Origin of the sequence: Paracoccus aurantiacus (assembly GCF_007993065.1) — a bacterium.
Lineage (GTDB): Bacteria > Pseudomonadota > Alphaproteobacteria > Rhodobacterales > Rhodobacteraceae > Paracoccus > Paracoccus aurantiacus.
Genome location: NZ_VOPL01000001.1, coordinates 719075 through 739421 on the forward strand (window position 1 = coordinate 719075; position 20347 = coordinate 739421).

General features: G+C 60.9%; 17 protein-coding genes and 2 tRNA genes. 7 read left to right on the forward strand and 12 right to left on the reverse strand.

From position 1 onward, the window contains the following. Positions 1-16: 16 nt before the first annotated feature. The 3 genes from FQV27_RS03510 to FQV27_RS03515 are packed head-to-tail and all read right to left on the reverse strand — an operon-like array spanning position 17 to position 2309. The gene (locus FQV27_RS03510; RefSeq protein WP_186827199.1) at positions 17-544 is read right to left on the reverse strand and encodes a lysozyme inhibitor LprI family protein; all 528 of its coding nucleotides are present in this window, start codon (positions 542-544) and stop codon (positions 17-19) included. Next, positions 541-1140: a hypothetical protein gene (locus FQV27_RS18820; protein ID WP_186827200.1), complete on the reverse strand. Its 600-nt coding sequence runs from the start codon at positions 1138-1140 to the stop codon at positions 541-543. Before FQV27_RS18820 ends, FQV27_RS03510 begins: the two co-directional genes overlap by 4 nt. A 23-nt stretch (positions 1141-1163) precedes the next feature. Further along, the gene (locus FQV27_RS03515; RefSeq protein WP_246133007.1) at positions 1164-2309 is read right to left on the reverse strand and encodes an isovaleryl-CoA dehydrogenase; all 1146 of its coding nucleotides are present in this window, start codon (positions 2307-2309) and stop codon (positions 1164-1166) included. A 232-nt stretch (positions 2310-2541) separates the two neighbouring features. Between FQV27_RS03515 and FQV27_RS03520 the strand changes: the two genes are divergently transcribed. Together FQV27_RS03520 and FQV27_RS03525 are read left to right on the forward strand one after the other, a co-directional pair. After that, entirely contained in the window at positions 2542-3150 is a 609-nt protein-coding gene (locus tag FQV27_RS03520) for a sulfotransferase family 2 domain-containing protein (RefSeq protein ID WP_186827201.1), read from the forward strand. Positions 3151-3165: 15 nt separating this feature from the next. Then, positions 3166-4023, forward strand: a complete 858-nt coding sequence (locus FQV27_RS03525; protein ID WP_147096412.1) for a glycosyltransferase — start codon at positions 3166-3168, stop codon at positions 4021-4023. On the opposite strand, the gene FQV27_RS03530 is transcribed toward FQV27_RS03525, so the two are convergent. The 6 genes from FQV27_RS03530 to FQV27_RS03555 form a co-directional block, all read right to left on the reverse strand. Further along, positions 4011-4086 (reverse strand) — tRNA-Val (locus FQV27_RS03530). The two genes, FQV27_RS03525 and FQV27_RS03530, sit on opposite strands and share 13 nt — an antisense overlap. 63 nt (positions 4087-4149) lie before the next feature. Further along, the gene (hmgA, locus tag FQV27_RS03535; RefSeq protein WP_147096413.1) at positions 4150-5520 is read right to left on the reverse strand and encodes a homogentisate 1,2-dioxygenase; all 1371 of its coding nucleotides are present in this window, start codon (positions 5518-5520) and stop codon (positions 4150-4152) included. 153 nt (positions 5521-5673) lie between these two features. Then, entirely contained in the window at positions 5674-8166 is a 2493-nt protein-coding gene (locus tag FQV27_RS03540) for a mechanosensitive ion channel family protein (protein ID WP_147096414.1), read from the reverse strand. A gap of 5 nt (positions 8167-8171) precedes the next feature. Continuing rightward, the gene (locus tag FQV27_RS03545) at positions 8172-9200 is read right to left on the reverse strand and encodes a cysteine synthase A (RefSeq protein ID WP_147096415.1); all 1029 of its coding nucleotides are present in this window, start codon (positions 9198-9200) and stop codon (positions 8172-8174) included. A 97-nt stretch (positions 9201-9297) separates the two neighbouring features. After that, positions 9298-10389 carry an NUDIX domain-containing protein gene (locus FQV27_RS03550; protein ID WP_147096416.1) on the reverse strand — a complete coding sequence of 364 codons (1092 nt, stop codon included), beginning with the start codon at positions 10387-10389 and terminating at the stop codon, positions 9298-9300. Further along, complete coding sequence (locus FQV27_RS03555; RefSeq protein ID WP_147096417.1) at positions 10386-11267, reverse strand: hypothetical protein; 882 nt, start codon at positions 11265-11267, stop codon at positions 10386-10388. Before FQV27_RS03555 ends, FQV27_RS03550 begins: the two co-directional genes overlap by 4 nt. 103 nt (positions 11268-11370) lie before the next feature. On the opposite strand from FQV27_RS03555, the gene FQV27_RS03560 reads away from it, so the two are divergent. The 4 genes from FQV27_RS03560 (at position 11371) to FQV27_RS03575 (ending at position 14215) form a co-directional block, all read left to right on the forward strand. Then, a tRNA-Ser gene (locus FQV27_RS03560) sits at positions 11371-11460 on the forward strand. 346 nt (positions 11461-11806) lie between these two features. Continuing rightward, complete coding sequence (locus tag FQV27_RS03565; protein ID WP_147096418.1) at positions 11807-13207, forward strand: hypothetical protein; 1401 nt, start codon at positions 11807-11809, stop codon at positions 13205-13207. Between the two features lie 143 nt (positions 13208-13350). Further along, the gene (locus FQV27_RS03570) at positions 13351-13782 is read left to right on the forward strand and encodes a YeeE/YedE family protein (RefSeq protein ID WP_147096419.1); all 432 of its coding nucleotides are present in this window, start codon (positions 13351-13353) and stop codon (positions 13780-13782) included. Positions 13783-13786: 4 nt separating this feature from the next. Continuing rightward, positions 13787-14215 carry a DUF6691 family protein gene (locus FQV27_RS03575; RefSeq protein ID WP_147096420.1) on the forward strand — a complete coding sequence of 143 codons (429 nt, stop codon included), beginning with the start codon at positions 13787-13789 and terminating at the stop codon, positions 14213-14215. Positions 14216-14274: 59 nt separating this feature from the next. On the opposite strand, the gene FQV27_RS03580 is transcribed toward FQV27_RS03575, so the two are convergent. Together FQV27_RS03580 and FQV27_RS03585 are read right to left on the reverse strand one after the other, a co-directional pair. Continuing rightward, positions 14275-15264, reverse strand: a complete 990-nt coding sequence (locus FQV27_RS03580) for a type 2 periplasmic-binding domain-containing protein (RefSeq protein ID WP_186827202.1) — start codon at positions 15262-15264, stop codon at positions 14275-14277. Between the two features lie 49 nt (positions 15265-15313). Further along, entirely contained in the window at positions 15314-17119 is a 1806-nt protein-coding gene (locus FQV27_RS03585) for a hypothetical protein (RefSeq protein WP_147096422.1), read from the reverse strand. A 390-nt stretch (positions 17120-17509) separates the two neighbouring features. On the opposite strand from FQV27_RS03585, the gene prpF reads away from it, so the two are divergent. Next, positions 17510-18670 (forward strand): 2-methylaconitate cis-trans isomerase PrpF, encoded by a 1161-nt coding sequence (gene prpF / locus FQV27_RS03590; protein WP_147096423.1) that lies wholly within the window; start codon positions 17510-17512, stop codon positions 18668-18670. Between the two features lie 46 nt (positions 18671-18716). Here prpF and FQV27_RS03595 read toward each other — a convergent pair whose 3' ends face one another. Beyond that, on the reverse strand, positions 18717-20318 hold the full coding sequence (locus FQV27_RS03595) for an alpha-amylase family glycosyl hydrolase (protein WP_147096424.1): 1602 nt from the start codon (positions 20316-20318) through the stop codon (positions 18717-18719). Positions 20319-20347 lie beyond the last annotated feature (29 nt).

Genomic DNA, 20347 nt, shown 5'->3' on the forward strand with positions numbered 1-20347 from the left:
GCGTAATGATGGTCCATCAGCGCATCCCTTCTTCTTCAATCAACCTGCCGCGCAGCCGGATCGCCTGTTCGGCGGTCGCATCCAGCAGGCAGCCTGCCCGGATGACGCCGATGATGCTGCCGCCTTCCCACGGGCGCGACGCCCAGTCACAGCTGGAATCGCGATAGGCGATCCAGTCGCGCTGCATCTGCCGCAGCACCTTTTCGGGGGCCATATCCGGTGTGACACGCGGATCGCCGGAGGGCTTCCATGCCTTCGCTTCGGTCAGAAGCGCCTGATAGGATTCGTTCAGTTGCCGGTCCCAGAAGTCGATCTCGCCCGAAGTGCAGCTTATCATACTCGCGGTGGAATCCCCGCCGGGTTGTGCCATGCAGGCGTTGGCGGACAGGCCGATGCAATCCTGCGGTTTCGCATCGACCCCATCAGCCTGCGCGATAGAGATATTGTCCAGACAGGCCTCGACCAGCGAGGTGTCGGCGGACGGTTCCTGCGCGCCGGCGCTTGCCGCGGCGCATACCAGCAGGGCGGCGCAGCGGAGCATCATGGAATCGCCTCCATCCCGGCTTGCGCCAGCATATCCTGCAGCGGCTGGATCAGGTCTTCCAACTGCATGAAGATGGCGAACTTTCGTTCGGCGTGGCAGCGCATCATCGCAACAAGCGCCTCGTCCCCGGACATCATGCGGCCCTTCGCATCGCATTCACCGTTTGCGGTGCGGATCAACGCGCTTTGTTCTTCGAAATAGTCATCGACTGCGTCATCGAATGCATCGCCTTCGGCGCGCTTGGGCGACCGGTCCTGCGCATCCAGCACAGCAAACGCCATTTCGGAGCTGCGCACGTTCATCGTCCCTTCCCATCCCATGGCATGGGCGGTCATGCAGGCCAGTTCCGCCCGATCGCCCAGATTGGCCAAGCAGGTCTGATAGCCGTCCATGAAGCAGCCGTCAGGATCGTCCGACACCGCACATTTGTCGGTCGCGTAATAGGTGGTTGCCAGTTCGATGCGTTCTTCGGCGCTTGCGTCTTCCAGAACCTGTTCGAACAGGGCATTGCGGCCGGGAGGCGGCGGCATTTCCGGCAGGCTGGGCATATTCTGCGCCACGGCGGCAAGCGGCGCCGCGGCGGGCAGCGCCGTCATCAACCATATCATCGGCGCGCGGGTCACGCCCCCGCCATCAATTCGCGCCCGATCAGCATGCGGCGGATTTCGGATGTGCCTGCGCCGATTTCCATCAGCTTGGCGTCACGGAACAGGCGGCTGACCACGCTGTCATTCAGGAAGCCTGCGCCGCCAAGCGCCTGCACGGCCTGATGCGCCTGCACCATCGCCTGTTCGGATGCGTAAAGCACCGCGCCCGCCGCATCCTGCCGCGTGACCTTGCCCGCGTCGCAGGCCTTCGCGACCTCATAGACATAAGCCTTGGCGGTGTTCATCGCGACATACATGTCTGCGATCTTGGCCTGCATCAGCTGGAAATTTCCGATCGCCTGACCGAACTGCTTGCGTTCCTTGCTGTAGGGCACGACCTCGTCCAGACAGGCGGCCATGATGCCCGTCCCGATCCCCGACAGCACCAGACGTTCGTAATCGAGCCCCGACATCAGCACCCGCACGCCCTTGCCTTCCTCGCCCAGCACGTTTTCGAACGGAACTTCGCAATTGTCGAAAATCAGCTCGCCCGTGTTCGATCCGCGCATCCCGACCTTGTCGAAATGCGGGCCTTGCGTGAAGCCGTTGATGCCCTTTTCGATGATGAAGGCGGTGATGCCTTTCGATCCGGCCTCTGGGTCGGTCTTCGCATAGACGACCAGCGTATCGGCATCCGGGCCGTTGGTGATCCAGTATTTGGACCCGTTCAGGACATAGTAACCGTTGCGCTTTTCCGCCTTCAGCTTCATGCCGACGACATCGGAACCGGCACCCTCCTCGGACATGGCAAGCGCGCCGATATGTTCACCGGAACACAGCTTCGGCAGGTATTTCTGCTTCTGCTCCTCGCTGCCATTCAGCTTCAGCTGGTTCACGCACAGGTTCGAATGCGCACCGTAAGACAGGCTGATCGAGGCGGACGCCCGCGCGATTTCCTCGGTCGCGATGGTATGGGCAAGATAGCCCATGCCGGAGCCGCCATAGTCTTCTGACACGGTAATGCCGAGCAGGCCGAGTTCCCCCAATTCCTGCCAAAGCTCGTTCGGGAAGGCGTTCTCGCTGTCGGTCTTTGCGGCCAGCGGCTTGATACGTTCCTGCGCAAACCGATGCACCATCTCGCGCAGCGCACCAATATCCTCGCCCAGATCGAATTCCATACCATGCGTGAACAAGGCCATCCCCTCCCGTTATTTGAACGCACGTTCATATAACGCCGTATATGCGTCATCGACGGGCCATGCGTCAAGCAAAGACTGCGCCGCACAAGGCATCGCGTCAATCGCGCGGCCGCGATAAAACGTCTCGGGCTGAAAGGCCTGCTTGCACTTGGACAGCGTCACGCGCATTTAGGCCATCACCGCGACGTTGGGATTCATGAAGGGAAGCGCAGTGCCGATCTTTCGGGGACAGGGCAAGGTCATCTACTTCGCGCATGTCCCGAAATGCGCGGGCAGCAGTGCCGAAGACTATCTGCGCCGCTTCGGATGCGTGGCCATGCTGGATCGCAAGTACAAGGCAGGGCGCGGCAGAAACTGGACGCAAAGCTCGCCCCAGCACATGCTTGCGAAGGATCTTGAACGGCTGTTTCCGGCAGATTTCTTCGATGCGGGTTTTGCCATTGTCCGCGCGCCGAAGGCCCGGCTTCGCAGCGCGTTCCATTATCACCGCGACCACGAAAAGCGCATCCCGGCCGGGGAAACCTTCGCCAATTTCGTTCAGCAGATCGAAGGCTTCGACGACAGGCGGCATCGCAGCTTCGATCACCACTTTCTGCCGCAGAACGCCTTCGTGCCGGACTGGTGCCGGGTTTTTCGGCTTGAAGACGGCACCGCCGCGCTGGAAGACTGGCTTGCGGGGCTGCTGGATCTTCCGGCAACCGCCCCCTTCCCGCAAGAGTTGCGCGGCAGCTACAAGGCCGCTGCGGATGACGACCAACAGACGGACGACCTGATCCGCCGCATCTATAACGCTGACTATGAGAGATTCGGATATAGCTGATCCGACGGGGGCCGAATGAAAATCACCTTGGCGATCATGTGCTACAAGCAGCAGGACTTCATCCGGGAGACATTGCTGGGCGCCTTCGCGCAGGACCATGACGGCCTGAACATCCTCATCAGCGACGACAACTCTCCGGACGGGACGTATGACGTGATCCGCCGCACCGTTGACGACTATGACGGGCCGCACAACATAACGATCAACAGAAACGTCCCGAACAAGGGGCTGATCGGGCATGTCAATCACCTGTTCGAACTGGCCGCCGACAGTGACCTGATCGTCTATAACGCGGGCGACGACATATCAGAGCCGGATCGGGTTTCCGTGCTGGCGCAGGCCTATCGCGAAACCGGCGCGTGGCTTCTGCATTCCGATGTGCTGGACATGCGTCCCGACGGCAAGCTGTGGGGCAGCCAGCGGCGACGCAAGCGGCAGCGGATTGGCATGGATTTCGACATCGTGCGGACGGCGCGGACAAACTCGACATGCATCGGGGCGACCTGCGCATGGAGCCCGCGGATCATGGATGACTGCGGCCCGATCACGGAAACCGACGCGATCGAGGATCGGGTTTTCTACTTCCGCGCCCGTCTGCTGGAGCGTGCGCATTACATCGACCAGAAGCTGGTCCGCTATCGTCGTGGCGTCGGGCTGACCGCGCGCACCGAAAACGACCTGGATCACGACCGCCGCTATCTTCGCATGGACATCGCAAGCTTCCGCCAGCGCCTGAAGGATGCACGCATCCTTGCGCCCGAACGTGCGGATATCGCAGGCGCGATCGAACACAAGATCGCCAAGCGCCAGCGAGAACTCGCGTCGCTGGAAAAGCGTGCTGCCGAACAGGATGGGGAAAATGGTGGGCGGTGAGGGGCTCGAACCCCCGACATCTTCGGTGTAAACGAAGCGCTCTACCAACTGAGCTAACCGCCCGCGCGAATGCGAACCGCGCCGGATTAGACCGGCGCGGGCGCGGGATCAAGGGGCTTTCAGCGGTTATTTCTCGCCCGGTGTGCCGTCGAACTTCTTTTCCAGACTGTCCCAGCAATCGACATAATCGTCCTGCAGAGGTGCTTCGTTCGCGGCGAACTCTGTCAGTTGCTGGGGGAAGCGGGTTTCGAACATGAACTGCATGGTGTTGTCCTGCTTGGCGGGCACCATCGGCTCGGTCGAGCCGTGTTCAAAGGCGTTCCGGTCAGGCCCGTGCGGCAGCATCATGTTGTGCAGGCTGGTCCCGCCCGGCACGAAGCCCTGTGGCTTGGCGTCGTAGATGCCGTAAATATTTCCCATCATCTCGGACATGATGTTCTTGTGATACCACGGCGGACGGAAGCTGTGTTCGGCTACCAGCCAGCGTTCTCGGAACAGCACGAAGTCGATATTCGCCGTGCCCTCCTGCCCTGACGGCGCGGTCAGAACCGTAAAGATCGACGGGTCCGGGTGATCGAACAGGATAGCGCCGACCGGGGAATATGTACGAAGATCATACTTATAGGCGCAATAGTTACCGTGCCAGGCAACAATGTCCAGCGGGCTGTGGTCGATAAAACTTTCGTGGAACTGGCCGCACCATTTGATGACGACGCGGCTTTTCGCCTCGCGGTCCTCGAATGCGGCGACAGGGGATTTGAAATCGCGCGGATTGGCCATGCAGTTCGCGCCGATCGGGCCGCGTCCGGGCAGGTCGAACTTCTGACCATAATTCTCGCAAACGAAGCCGCGCGCCGGCCCTTCCAGCACCTCGACGCGGTAAACCAGACCGCGCGGGATGATCGCGATCTCCTTCGGCTCCAGATCTATGATGCCCAGTTCGGTGCAGAACCGCAGCCTGCCTTCCTGAGGCACCACCAGCAACTCACTGTCGGCGCTGAAGAAATATTCATCCTTCATCGATTCCGTGACCAGATAGATATGGGCCGCCATGCCGACCTGCGTATTCACATCGCCCGCCGTGGTCATCGTGCGCATGCCTGTGATCCAGGTCAGCGCCTCGCCTGCCTTATGGGGCACCGGGTCCCAGCGATACTGGCCAAGGCTGGTGACATCGGGAAGCACATGCGGGGCCGATTTCCAGTATGGCAGATCTATTTTCTTGAACCGCCCGACATGCTTGACGCTGGGGCGGATGCGATAGCACCAGGTGCGTTCGTTCTGGCCGCGCGGCGCTGTGAAGGCGGTGCCGGAAAGCTGTTCGGCGTAAAGACCATAGCTGCATTTCTGCGGGCTGTTCTGCCCCTGCGGCAGCGCGCCCGGCAGCGCCTCGGTTTCGAAGTCATTGCCGAAACCGGGCATATAGCCTTCATGCGCTGCGGTGCCATTGGCGGTGGCGGCACGGATCATGCCTTGCGGCAAGGCGTCGATTGTCATGTTGATCCCCCATTTTCTGGCACAAGATTAAGTTGCATATGCAACCAAGTCAACCGCGAAATCCGGGGATCTGCCGTCTGGAAAGAAAACGCCCCGCCGTCGCATATGGCGACAGGCGGGGCGCAGAACGCATCGGCGCGCGCGGAAGCGGCATCAGGTGCTGTCGCCGTCGCCACCCCCATCGCCGTCGCCGCCGCCATCGTTGTCCGGGAACTCTCCCACTGACCGGATATCGGCGATCTCGTGCTTCTCTGGCACCTCCTGCGGCCCGGCAAGTTCGGCCTTGTCGGCCTTGGCGGGTTTGGCCCTGCCGTTCGGCTTGACGAAAAGCGTTTCGGGGTTGCGCAGCCACAGATCGCGTTGCGCGAAGGGGATTTCGATCCCCTCGTCCGAGAAGCGCTGCGCGATCTGGTGTCGCATTTCCGAGGCAACGCCGACGCCGCCCGAGATGTCCGAGAGGATGCAGCGCACCTCGAAATCAAGGCTGTCGGCCCCGAAATTGGTCAGCAGAACCGCGGGGGCCGGGTCGATCAGGACGGTCGGCTGATCCTCGGCAATCTCGCGCAGGATACGCTCTACCTTGCGGGTATCGCTGCCATAGGCGACACCGACCGCAACGATGATGCGGCCACGCGAATTCCCGCGCGTCCAGTTCGTCACCGACTGGCTTATCAGATCGCTGTTCGGCACGATCACATCGGTCTGATCGAAGGTCTTGATCCGCGTCGAGCGGACCGAGATATCCTGCACGATCCCCTGCTGTCCCCCGGCTTCGACCCAGTCACCGACGCTGATCGGACGCTCGATCAGCAGGATGATGCCCGAAACGAAGTTCTGCACGATGGTCTGCAGGCCGAAGCCGATCCCGACGGAAAGCGCACCGGCGACTATGGCGATGCTTGACAGGTTGATCCCGGCCGAGGTGACGGCAAGCAGGATCGCCAGCGTGATCCCGACATAGCCGATCCCGGCGACGGCGGCATTCTGCGCGCCCGCGTCCAGACGTGTCCGCGGCAACACGCTGTTGCGCATCACGTTCTTGACGGTGCCGGTCAGGAAATAGCCGATCGCAAACACAACGCCGAAGGCGAAAACGCCGCCGGGCGAGATCGTGATACCACCGACCGAGAAGCCGCTGACGATGCGCTGACGCAAGGTTTCAAGTTCGGCAGGCGTGGCACCCCAGAACAGCAGGAAAACCGGGATGGAAGCGCAAACCAGAAGGAAGCCGAGCAGCATCGGAATGAGCGAATCACGCGCCCCTTCCTTGCCGCGACGGCTGAGCGAATAGAGATCCGCGCAGAAGTCATAAAGCAGGATCAGAAGGCCGATCAGGCCAAGGCTTTTGACCAGCGACCAGAAGATCGCGTTGACGAGGTTCACATAGCCAAGTGCCATCAGCACCAGCAGGACGACGATGGCGATGCGCAGGAAGGCAGCGAAATAGGACAGAACACGGGCGCGGAAAGGCGGTGTCTCGGTCCCGTCATAGCGCGTCATGCGGCGCAGGATATTGGCAAGCTGGAACAGGAAGAACGCTGCGGGAATGAACAGGATCAGGTGAAAGACACCCGCGCCCGCCGCAGAAATCGCATGGGGAATCTGCGGTGGCGCATTGCTGCTGCGCACATAGCCCGCCAGTGGCAGCGCTGCGTGCGACAGGATCGAATGAAGCGCCAGCATGACGGCCAGCCCGGTCCCGTAAAAGCGCGCGAATCCGCGCTTGCTCGCCGGGATGTTCAACGTGTCATAGGCGACCGAGGCTGATGAAAACAGCGTCCGCACAAGCCAGCGACCGCTGAAGAACACCAAAGCTGCCGGTGGCAGGGACAGAAGGAACGGCGTCAGCCAGCGCCCGAACAGTCCCGCCGCATCAAGCCCCCAGGCCAACAGCGCGATGCCCAGCATCGGCACGAGGATCTGACCCAGCGACACGACAAAGGCGATGACCGCGCGCGCATCGCCGGTGGCGCGCGCCCCCAGCCGCGACGGCAGCGAATCAACGAAGCGCCGCCCGAAGGTCAGCAGCGCCAGCGCTGCAAGGAAATAGGACAGGATTTTCGGGGCGCTTTCCAGAAACTGCGCGCGCGTCCGGCCATTGATGGCGTCCGTGCCTATCCCGTCCCATACCGCCACCCCATCCTGCAACGCGGCAAGCCAGCTTGACGGCAGCAGCGGCGATGGGGTCTGCGACAGGATTTCTTGCGCCTCGCGCTCACCGATCGCCTCATCCGCCTGCGCGATGATGGACCGCGCACGGGCCAGTGCCTCTGACGCCTGCGTCGCCGGGGCCTTCAACTTGGCGAGCTGGTCGTTCAGGTCGGCGCGGCGATTGGCCGTTTCCTCCGGCTCTGTCGCGCCTTCGGCAGGGGCAGGTCCAAGCGCGTCGATCTGATCCTGAACGGACTGGATCTGCGATTCGTTCGGGTTTTTGTAACCCGCGAACTGCTCTCGCCAGTTATCGGCGTTCTGCCGGATCGAATTCAGCGTCGCGGTCGTCGTCTCTTTATTGCCGAGTGCGTTTTCTGCCTGACCGGCAAAGGTTTCCCAGCGGCTGTAGTCGATATTCTGATCTGTCTGGGCCGCAACTTGCGTGGCAAGCAAAAGCAGCGCCAGCGCGGCAATGCGAAAAACTTTAAAAAACAAGGCAATCACTCGAATACTTCGGGCATTTCGCTGGTTGCACCGTCAAGCCAACGCGGCACAGGAAGGCCCTTCTCGCGCAGGAATTCGGGATTATAGAGCTTGGTCTGATAGCGGTTCCCCGCGTCGCAGAGGATCGTGGCAATGCGGTGGCCCGGCCCCATGTCACGCGCCATACGGATCGCGCCCGCGACGTTGATCCCGGAAGATCCGCCCAGAACAAGCCCTTCATTCTCGGCCATATCGAACAGCACCTCCAGTGCCTCGCTGTCGGAAATGCGATAGCTGAAATCGGGCGTGAACCCCTCCAAGTTGGCGGTGATGCGGCCCTGGCCGATACCCTCGGTGATAGAGCTACCGGGGCTGTCGAACTCTCCCGTCGTATAGAATGAATGCAGCGCCGCACCTTCCGGGTCGGCAAGACCGATCTTCACGCCCTTCGGCTGCAGCGCCATGGCGACGCCCGCCAGGGTCCCGCCAGAACCGACGGCGCAGATGAAACCGTCCAGCTTCCCGTCGGTCTGCTCCCATATCTCGGGGCCTGTGGTTTCCATATGCGCCTGTCGGTTGGCGACATTGTCGAACTGGTTCGCCCAGATCGCGCCATTCGGCTCTGTTCGGGCCAGCTCCTTTGCAAGCCGTTCGGAATAGCGCACGAAATTATTGGGATTCTTGTAGGGCGCGGCGGGCACCTGCACCAGTTCCGCACCGGCCAGCCGGATCATGTCCTTCTTTTCCTGGCTCTGCGTCTCGGGGATGACGATGACCGACCGGAACCCCATCGAGGCGCCGACAAGCGCCAGCCCGATCCCGGTATTTCCCGCAGTCCCTTCGACGATGGTTCCGCCGGGGCGCAATTCGCCGCGCGCGACCGCATCCTGAATGATGAACAGCGCCGCGCGGTCCTTGACGGACTGGCCGGGGTTCATGAACTCTGCCTTGCCGAAAATCTCGCAGCCCGTCGCCTCGGAGGCGCCGCGCAAGCGGATCAGAGGGGTATTGCCGATAGCGGCGGCGAGATCGTCGCGGATGTCCATGTCCGGGCCTTTCCTGTCACGTCCAATCCTGATGAATAGCAGGCGAAGCCACGGCGGCAAGGCATGAAGGCGTGAAATCAGCAGGTTGGAATCACGTTCACGCCAGCATCGTTCCCGCTTCAGGCTGCGTCCCGGCACGGATCGCGTCTGCCTGACGGTCCAGCCACAGCGCCATCGCGAACAGCGGCCCGCATTGCAACTGCCCCGACATCGCCAGCCGCAAAAGCGCGGCGCGCGGCAGGACATGGGTCGTGATATCCTCGCCCTCGTCATCCAGGCCGAAGCCCTGCCCGGCCCGGTAATCCGAAAGATCGACGGTCGCCACGAAGGGATAGAAATATTCGCTGTTTGCGCCCGGTGTCGGATAATGGCCGGGTAGCGCGTAAAGCCTGCCGACGCTCAGCCCGGCCTCTTCCACCGCCTCGCGCCGCGCCGCATCGGCGGGCGTCTCGCCCACGTCGATGCGCCCGGCGATCGGCTCCAGCATCCAGCATTGCGCCTGACCACGCGCGAAGGGGCCGACGCGGAACTGACTGATAAGCAGCACCTCGTCGCGGACCGGGTCATAGGGCAACAGCAGCGCCGCGTCGGCAGAGATGAAAACCTCGCGCGCAAGGCGTTCGGACCAGCTTCCATCATGCCGCCGATGCCGCAGTTCGACCTCTTCGACCGAGAAATAGCGGCCATAGCGTTCATGCCGCGACCGGACCTCGACGCGCGACGAATCGGGTTCGGGCAGCAATTCCGTGGCCTCGGGCTCAGTGCGGATGCGCAGGCCCGCGGCGGCGACTTCGGCAATGCGGCGCAGACGTGCGCGGACCTGCGCGGCCTCCCGTTCAGTCCCGCGTTCAAGAATCAGCTTTGCCACAAGTGCCATGAGCGGTGCCGCAGCCGTCGACCAGTCATCACCACCACCGCCGCCGAAGCCCCAGACCTCCCGCCCCGCAATATGCTGCGGATGCAGGCCCATCACATCCAGATAGCGCATCAGCGCCGCTGTCGGTGCCACCTCAATCGCCGGAACCTCGCCCGCCGCTGTCTCATACCGGGGCCAGTCACCGCCGATCCCGGCTTGCGCACCGCCGCAAACTCTGCCGGGAAGCGCAAGCGTCTGACCCGCCACACCCAGCACGTCGCACAGTTCGTCCGTGGCCAGCGGCCCGGCAAGGATCATTCGGCTTTCGCTCATAGCGGGCTCCCTTTATCGCGTCTGGCTGCGGCACGGCCGCTTTCTGCCGCAAGCTGGTCAAGAACATCCGCTTCCGCAAGGTCCAGAACGGCCCGGAACGCGCGCGACTGCGGCGTTGCGCGCGCCGCCGCAATCCGCTCGATCGCCTGCGCCCCAAGTGGCGCAAAAGCGGTATAAAGCGCGAGTTCGGTTTCGGCAGAGATCTGCGCCACGTGTTCGGGAAGCTGCAGCGAAAGGTCGGCGGCGACATCGTCAGGTTCGGTCGGGAAATCAAAGCCGCCTGCCGCCGAATATCCACGCGCGAAGGACAGTTCTCGATTAAGCTGTGCGGCAAGGCGCGCAGACACAGGATCGTTTTGCGCGATCATCCGCCGGATCGCGGCAAGTGCGGCGCCGCCATCCGCATCGTCCTGCTGCATGCGTCTGGCCGCCGCAGCCAGGACCGCAGGACGCGTCAGCTGCAGGCGCGCTGCCATTTCCAGCCCCATGCCGTCCGTGCCATTGGCAACTCCGGTCGCGCCCAGATAGTTGCGCATCCGCTGCGCCAGCGCCGGGTTTTCTGCCAGCCGCCATTCAAGAGCGCCAAGAAGAAGCGCGGCGACCCGTCCGGCATCGTGGATGCGCGCGACCTGCTCGCGCCAGTCTGCACCGCTGCCATCGCCCAGATAAACGGCCGCCATACGATCCGCGAAGCCCGCCGATTCCGCCTCGATCACCGCCGCGTGCCGGTCCGCAAGCGTGGCGCGGAACACCTGTTCCGCCAATGTCAGATCGTGACCCGCCGCCGCTGCGCCATTCAGCAACCCGCCCCGCGAGGTCAGCGACCCCGGCAGCGCAGTCACGATCAGCAAAGTTACAAGCAGGCTGCGCCGCCGCATCAGAAACCCTCAGCGCAAGGACGGAGATGCTTTTTCATCCCAAACCCCCTTGCGCTTCAACCCCCCGCCCGCTACATGCGCCTCCACCACACCAGAAAAGCGCGGAGAGGTGCCGGAGTGGTCGAACGGGGCGGTCTCGAAAACCGTTGAGCCTTCACGGGTTCCGTGGGTTCGAATCCCACCCTCTCCGCCATTATTCCAAGTGTTTCACTGATAGTGCTAAGCCTCTTTTGACCTGCGCAAGCACGGGTGGGTCTGCTAAGTGCGGTCTGCTCTCGCATCGGGATGCGTCCCACTGCTCCGCTCTCAGTGTCTTCTCACGGCGCCTGAAACCGATGCCGCGGAACGGCAGGGCGATCTGATAGACTGATCCTTTGCCGCTCTTTCGGCTCGTGCGTGCGCGAGGCCAACGGGAAGGTCGCTTCGACGCGATACCGTACCCATTTGTTTTTGAGTGATTTTTTATGTCCAAAATGCTATAATCCTAGGATCGACCGGCGATTCGAATGCAATAGTCTGGCATCAGGAGTGGTGGCCATATGAGACGTCGTTGTATCTCGCTGCTGGTCGTGGGAAGTTTTGCGGGTCTGCCGCAGCACTCGGCGTATGCTGATGTCGTTGCCGAGTACTTTTTCTACGAAACCATGGGCGATCAGGTTGGCTTGGCAGCGCGAAGCTTCGCCGACTATCAGGCCGAAAGGCAACTTTGGCGCGACAACATCGCCGCGGCCACGGCTCAGCTCGATGCGTGTGGCGGATGTGCTTCGGCCCAGGCTGAGCTGGACAAGTGGCAAGGAATTGAGAACGAGTTCCAGGACGTGGCCGGGCAGCTGGCGCGCATATCCGGAATGCCCCCGCTGCTGGCGAATTTTCTGGATATCGACATGCCGATGACCGAGCGCAGGGCACCGTTGGAAGGTTACGATTTCGACCGCGCGAAGTGGCTTGCCGAGGTCAATCCGGCGTGCCGCGCGCCAGGCGAGGCCCATTTCAACTGCGTCGATGCATTCGAGCAGGGCACGGGAAGCAGATATCGCTGGTCAGGACTGCAGCTCGGGGTCGAGCATATGTGCTATGACACCGCAAAACTGTTCAACGCCTGCTCTGTAGAAGATCTCGACCTGCTGGCGCAGCTGACCAAGATGCAGCAGCAGCGCAAGGCTGGTCGCGTCATTCCCGAGATCGTCGCAGATGATATCCGCTATACCACGGTCTATTTCGGGGATGTTCCCGACCAGTTCGAACTGCCGTTTCCGCCGGAAGAAGTCGTGCTGAAGCAGCTGACCGAAGACCCCGCGAAGCCAAAGGGCGTGAAACTCGTGACGAAGCCTCGCGAGGGCCGGTCGTTGGTTTCTGCCCGTATTCACAATTTCAGTTGGCAAGACGTTACGGCGGATGACACTTGCTTTGACGGCATCGACAACGAGGAGGCCACCCAACAGGCGATCTGTCAGGATCTTCGGGACCTGTCTTTTGGTGGCAATGCACCGATCATCGAATGCGAGTTCACACAAGCGAACGCACCGTCGCATCTTCGCGATACAACGCTCAGCTGGTATGGCACCCGCCCCGAAATGGCCGAACGCGATCGCTTGATCGCAATCTCACCTGGGCATCCGATCCTGAAGGTGGGCGACCCGCGCAGCACCTGCGATTCAGCTGCTCGTTCGGCCGGTGGCTATTTCATCCTGCAACCGGGATCGACGCTGGAGCCTGGTACGCCGGTCGTAGGGGTCATGTTTGGTCCCGAGCCTGATGACGTTGTCAAAGCACTGAACCTTGGCAGCGTCTATGAAGGAACAGTAGCTGTATCCGAGGTTTATTCAATGGCGATGACGGGCTATGCGGTCCTGCTGACCGAGCAGCAGGTCGAGGAGGCGTCAGCCTTCGGCCCGCTCGAAGAGGTCGGGCAGCTGGTGCCAGTAAAACTTCCGAAGTAGCCGTATCGGGAGCAACTCCATCAGAATGAACAGGCTTGAAGAACTCGTCCGTCCGGCGAAGCGCCACGCTTGAACTGCGGAGCCTTTCAGCGTCAAAATCGGGCTCGAAGCGGCGCTCGCAAATGAAAGTGACGAGGTTCTAAATGCCCACAGAATTCACGCCCCTCGCCTCCTTCGGCGGAGGTCTTTTGATCGGTCTCGGTGCCGTTCTGCTGATGCTGGGCCTTGGGCGCATCTTCGGTGCGACGGGCATCCTGTCGGGCGCCGTGTTCGCCCAGGACCGCGAGGAGATGGACTGGCGCATTGTCCTCATCGCCGGGATGGTCCTCGCACCCGGGCTGATCTTCGCCGTGACAGGCACGATGCCGGCACTGACGGTTCCGATAAGCCCCGCCATGATCGTCGTCGGCGGCGTCATCGTCGGTCTGGGCGCAAGCCTCGGGTCGGGATGCACCTCGGGCCACGGCGTCTGCGGGCTGGCGCGCCTGTCGGTCCGCTCGCTTATTGCTGTGCCGACCTTCATGGCGACTGCCGCAATCACCGTTTTCCTGATCCGCCACGTGTTTGGAGGCTGAGCCGATGAAGTTGATGTTCGCTTGGCTCACAGGCCTCGTTTTCGGCACAGGTATTGCCATCTCAGGTATGATGGACCCCGCCAAGGTGCTGAACTTCTTCGACATTGCGGGCAGCTGGGATCCCAGTCTCGCCTTTGTCATGGGCGGTGCCCTGATCGTGACATTTAGCGGCTACCGTCTGGTCTGGCGGCGCGACGCCCCTCTGTTCGGTGGCAGCTTCCAGATCCCGACCTCGATGATCATCGACAGCAAGCTCATCGGCGGTTCGGCCTTATTCGGCATGGGGTGGGGTATCGCAGGCTTCTGCCCCGGTGCGGCGATCCCGGCGCTTGGGACAGGCCGCTGGGAGGTCGCGCTGTTCTTAATCTCGGTCGTTGCCGGGATTTATCTGCACCGCGTGCTTGCCAAAACCGCGACACGCGCTGCCGGCTGAAAGCCAGCAGAGGAAGCCGCGTCAGGCGCAGTCACCAAACGCCGGGCAATTGGTCCCGGTTACGGGCCATAGAGGCTCCAGAAAAAGATACGAAGCTTGTCGCTGCGGCTGTAGCGCTCGAAATTCGCCTGGAAGGCTTCCTCCAGCAGCGAGGGATTTGTCAGCACCAGTTCGGTCAATGTGCGGGAAAAGCGCATCAAAAGCCGCGCCTTTCTGGCATCGGCCTGTTCCGGGTTGCGCATGAAGATCGTGTAGCGGTCGTCGCTGTAAGTAGCGGTCGCCCGCTCGAACTTGCAATTCGGCGTGCCGTACACCATCAGCGCCCGGTTCACGATCTCCATATCGCCGACATAGTAGTTGAACCTGTATTTCGCGTCTTCAGGGTCGCTGCAGAATGCGCGGGCGGCCTGTTCATGTGTTGGAAAGGCTTCGACGATGCCGAGCGATGCTGGGACGGCGCCCTGAACTGACTGGGCGTGATCCGACGGATTGTGAATGTATGCAAGCAGGCGCTCTTTGTAATTGGGCCACTCGCCGGCATCGAGTATTCGCTTGATGCCGTAATCGCCGGCTGTGGTCTTCCCCACGACAGCGATCCGACCGCTACCGCCTGTATTCACCTGCCCGTCGCGGATTCGCGCCGCAAACCCTATGCCTGACATATATAGCGGCACTGAAGCCGTATGATCCCTTACCCGCCGATAGGTGGCCGTGGCGGGATCGCAGAGGATATCGATCTTCGTCCCGGTTTCCGCTGTCAGCAGATCAAACCGGTTATCCGCGGTAACCTGAACAATCTCGACGTCGAAGTCGAGGCCAGTGTCAGCCTCGTTTGGCGTCAGATCACGTCGGCTTTTCATCACGTCGATGACACGGTCGCAGATATAAACGATATATCCCGCATAACCCGCCTTACCCAGTGTCGCCGTGCCCTTCCCGGCAGCGACGAACATCGGGCGCGGCAGATACGAAAACGGCGGTGCATCGGCGCGCACGCCGACATGAAGTGTAAGCCTCTCATCATCGCGAGTCGCATCTGGCAATGCCATCGAGGGCAGGATGAGAAGTAACAGCATGAAAAGATATTTCATCAGCGGGTCACTTTCTGCCGCGCGATCGTGCGGGCCACTTTCTGCTGCGTGCCCACACGGGCCACAATCTGCCGCGTGCCCACACGGACCACTTTCTGCTGCGTGACCTTGCAGGCCACTTTCTGCTGACTGCCCGCACACTTTCACTGGCCTTTCTGTTATCCTCCTCATCTTCCCAAAACTCGAGCAAGCCCGCATAGCCCAGCAAGAAGATGGTGATCGGGACGACATGATACAGAGTCTCACGAACGGTCCACAAAAATGACATCCAGCCCTCGGAACCGGTGTTGTTGGGCACCGCCACCAGCACGCAAGTCAGCGCGATAAGCGCCAACGGAAGGATGCAGGTCAGCGTCCACAAGACCGTCTTTTTGGCCGGAAGTCGCAGGTGCTGGTCGGTCGCGATCAGCACACCAACGGAAGCGCACATGCCGAGCGGCCAGAAGAACAGAATATATCTCCAGTTAGCCGTAAGAAAGTCCCGCATCTGAGTGCTGGTCCTTAAATTCCCAAACGCAAAATCAATCAACAGAAGCAATAGACCGACGAAAAGCATCGCCACGAACGACGGCAATATACTCGTGATTATCAGTCTCCACAGAGGCGGCTTCCTCAATGCCCATTTCACCCAAGAGCCCTGTTCTGTCCTTATTTCCCTGATCATCAGCGAGAAGTATCCGACAGCGCAACAAAGCAACGTCATGGTCAGCGCAAGCTGAACAGACTCGACAATCAGCGACCGGGTAAAGCGGTACGGCCAATCGCCAGGATTCACCCAATGATAGGCAAGGATCACTAGCGCCGAGAACAGAAAAGTCCCCACCGCGCATATCAGCGTTGCACCCACAAGCGCATCCGTATTCTTCTCATGATGCTTCCGAAGTTTTCCGTTCAACTCCGAAAACATCTTGTCGCGCGACGTTAGCGGTTTTAACGGGAGCGCAGCCAGCGAGCGCCCATTGCGGATGAACTGGACCGCGAATATGGCCTTCATGTTGTCACTGAGCTCGGCTGCGGTCTGATGGAACCTGGCCTGCGCCTCTGCATCTGACGTATCAAGCGCGGACAGATCTGACCTCACTTTCTCATGTGCAAGTTTCAGCTCGCTATGAAGTGCGCTGAGCGGTCCGCTTGTTGCGGTGCTGAAAAGGCGATAGCGCCCGATTCCGATAACGGCACTATGCAGAACATCGATCTGCGTCAATGCGGTGTGCAGTTCCGTTAAGTCTACTGTGGCCTCCCAGTTTTTCCCCCTTGGGAATTTCTGTTCAAATTCGTCCAACAGCAAACGACGCTCCTGTCGGGACGGTTTCAGGCCGCTCTGGTCTGCTTCGAAGAACTGGTCCAGTTCCTCGGCAATCTTGAAAACGCCATTCGGGATATTCGCAGCGCGATGCGCGATGTCGCGAATGACCCTCTCCAACGGAGCCAGCACGCCCGTCGCCATGACGACGGTGATGATCGCGGCTAGGTAGAAGGGTTTTCCGAAATCGATCCCGTCTACAACCAGCGACTCATCGTCAAGAAATCTTGCGCCGGTCGGACCTGCCCTTTCGCCTGTAAGGGAAAGAAAGAGCTCAAGCCCCATTTCCGAAGCAAGCAGAAAAACGTAAATGACGAGGTAAGAAATAATATAGAACAGCGCACCGCGAAGGCGCTCTCCGAAGGTGCAGAGAGAGGTAATTTCAACACCGCGCAAGATTGTAAATCGCTCGAAAGCGGTATTATCCCCGCGCTTTCTGAATTGCTCCAAAGCCTGAACGGCCAAGACCACCGCGCCCGCGAGGCACGCCATCCAATACGCCCAATTCATGACAATTCATCAGATGCAGGTTTGAACTTCCGGATTACAGGGGCCGGCAAACTGCCTGTCTGATCCGGTGCTGGACCCCATGAACGTAGCGAAAGCTGCAACGATTGCAAGATACGAAATAAAACGCATAATAACACCCCTTCCATTAAAACATATGTTAACACAAAAACTTTCAGCAAGACAGATTTTCTTCTCAGCAGAAAAGTTCGAATATCTTCTGGTCAATGGAATTGCTTCCACAATATATGGCAGGCGGAATGCGGCGCCGCCCTGCACATACTTCCACGCTTGCGGCAAATCATCAGAACCGCCAAGGGTCGTACGAGGCACTATCCTTTTCGCATCAGACCCCACATGATCCGGGCAGGCAGCAACAGGGAGATACGCACCATGCAGCGTCAGGTGAAAGCGGTCTATATGCGTGGCGGGACCAGCAAAGGCGTGTTCTTTCGCGACGACTGGCTGCCCGCCGATCCATCCATTCGCGACCGTGTTCTGACGCGTGTGATCGGCACCCCCGATCCGTATGGCCAGCAGATCGACGGGCTCGGGGGCGCGACGTCCAGCACCAGCAAGGTGGTCATCCTGTCGCCCTCCGCGCGGACGGATTGCGATGTCGATTATCGCTTCGGTCAGGTCGCGATTGATCGTCCGCTCATCGACTGGTCAGGGAATTGCGGCAACCTGACAGCGGCGGTCGGCCCCTTCGCGATTGCCCAGGGCCTCGTGACACCGGCATGCGACGGTATGGTCAAGGTGCGCATCTGGCAGGCGAATATACAGGCAAAGATCATTGCACATGTCCCCGTTTCGGGCGGTGAAGTGGTCGAGGACGGCTGCTTCATGCTGGACGGCGTGGCCTTTCCGGCGGCGGAAATCGCAATCGAATTCGTGCAGCCTGCTGCGGATGATCCCTCGGCGGGAAGCGCGATGTTTCCGACCGGACACATGCTGGATGTCCTTGACCTTCCGGGCGTGGGCCAGATCGAGGCGACGCTTATCAATGCCGGAAATCCGACGATCTTTGTCGATGCGGCGCGGCTGGGACTGACCGGAACCGAGTTGCAGAAGGATGTGAATGGCGACGCGGACTTGCTGCGCCGCGTCGAGGATATCCGTGCGCTTGGCGCGGTGCGCATGGGGCTTGCGGCCTCTGCCGATGAGGCGACCGCAAACAGACCTCATACCCCGAAGCTGGCTTTTGTCGCAGCACCTGCGGAATATATCGCCTCCAGCGGCGCGCGCGTGGAGAAGTCGTCGGTCGATCTGAATGCACGCATCTTCTCGATGGGAAAGCTGCATCACGCCATGACCGGCACCGGCGCCGTCGCGCTTGCGGCCGCAGCCGCCGTTCCCGGCACGCTTGTCAGCCGCGTGCTTCAACAGCCGAAGCAATCGCTTCGGTTCGGCCACCCTTCGGGCAGGCTGGAGGTCGGCGCCACCGCGGAAATCAGGGATGGTGGCTGGGTGGTCACAACCGTGAGGATGAGCCGAAGTGCCCGCCGTCTGATGGAGGGGGTCGTGCTGGTGCCCGAACAGGCCTTCGGCTGAAGGCGCGCGACGCCCGCGCGGCGCACCTTCGACCTATGCTTGTTTATCAGCTCAGTTCCACGAAGCCGAAGCCGTTCGGACCCAGTTCCAGCTTTCGCCCGGTCAAAGATCCGCTGATCGACGCCGCCTGTGACGGCCCGGTCAACGCCTCGGCCGCGCCGCGTGGCAGGCTGATGCGCCGCGTCTCTGTGCCGAGATTGAACGCGCAAAGCAGATTGCCGCGCCGGAACAGCAGGATCGGATTGGGCGCGCGCAGGAAACGCGCCATGTCCCGGCCATGCAACTCTGCCCGTTCCGAGCGGAATTCCAGCATGTGCCGATAGAAATGCAGCACTGAATGGGCGTTCGCCTCTTGCGCCGCGACATTGCGCGAAAGCTGCGGCTCCTTGATCGGCAGCCAGGGCACGCCCGTGGTGAAGCCGCCATGCGTGTTGGTCGCGTTGTCCCAGACCATCGGTGTCCGGCAGCCGTCGCGACCCTTGTAATCTGGCCAGAAACGGATGCCGGGCGGGTCGGTAAGCTCGTGAAACTCCAGCTCAGTCTCGGTCTGCCCAAGCTCTTCGCCCTGATAGATGCAAACCGATCCGGGAAAGGACAGCAGCATCGCGCAGGCCAGCTTGGCAAGGCTGTCCTGATCGGCACCGTAATCATGCCAGCGCGACATGTGGCGAATCACATCATGGTTCGAAAATGCCCAGGTCGGCCAGCCATCAGGGGCCTTTTTGAAGAAGGTTTCGATCTTCGAACGGAAATGCTTTGGCGTGAATTCGGGCCCCAGCATGTCGAAGCTGTAGGCCTGCTGCAGGTGACTGTCGCCCGACGTGTATTCGGCCATGATCTCGACCGCGCGCGTCGAATCGCCCACCTCTCCGACCATCGAGGCGCCGTATTCGTTGGTCAGGTCGCGCATCCGGGCCAGAAAATCCAGGTTCTCGGGCCGGGTCTTGGAATATTTATGCAGCTGCATTTCATACGGATTGACCTGCGGCTCACCCCGGCGCGCCGGATTATTGCGCAATCTGGCGTCGTGGAAATAGAAGTTCACCGTGTCGAGCCGGAAGCCATCCACCCCGCGTTCCAGCCAGAAGCGCATGGTCTCCAGAAGCCAGTCCTGCACTTCTTTGTTGTGGAAGTTGAAATCGGGCTGCGAAGTCAGGAAGTTGTGCAGGTAATACTGCTTGCGATGCCCGTCCCATTCCCAGGCCGATCCGCCGAAAACAGATGACCAGTTGTTCGGCGGCGTCCCGTCGGGCTTTGCGTCTGCCCAGACATACCAATCCGATTTCGGATTATCGCGCCCCTTGCGGCTTTCGACAAAGAACGGATGCTGGTCCGAAGAATGGCTGAGCACCTGGTCGATGATGACCTTGAGGCCCATCTCATGCGCCTTGGCGACCATGATGTCGAAATCGTCCAGCGTGCCGAAAAGCGGGTCGATATCGGTATAGTCCGACACGTCATAGCCCATATCGGCCATCGGCGAGACGAAGATCGGCGACAGCCAGACCGCGTCCACGCCAAGGCTCGCGACATAACGCAGCCGCTCGGTGATCCCGGTAAGATCGCCGATGCCGTCGCCGTTGCTGTCCTGAAAGGAACGCGGATAGACCTGATAAGTCACCGAACCCCGCCACCAGTCATTCGTCATCGTCATACCTCCTCGCGAATTCGCGGCAT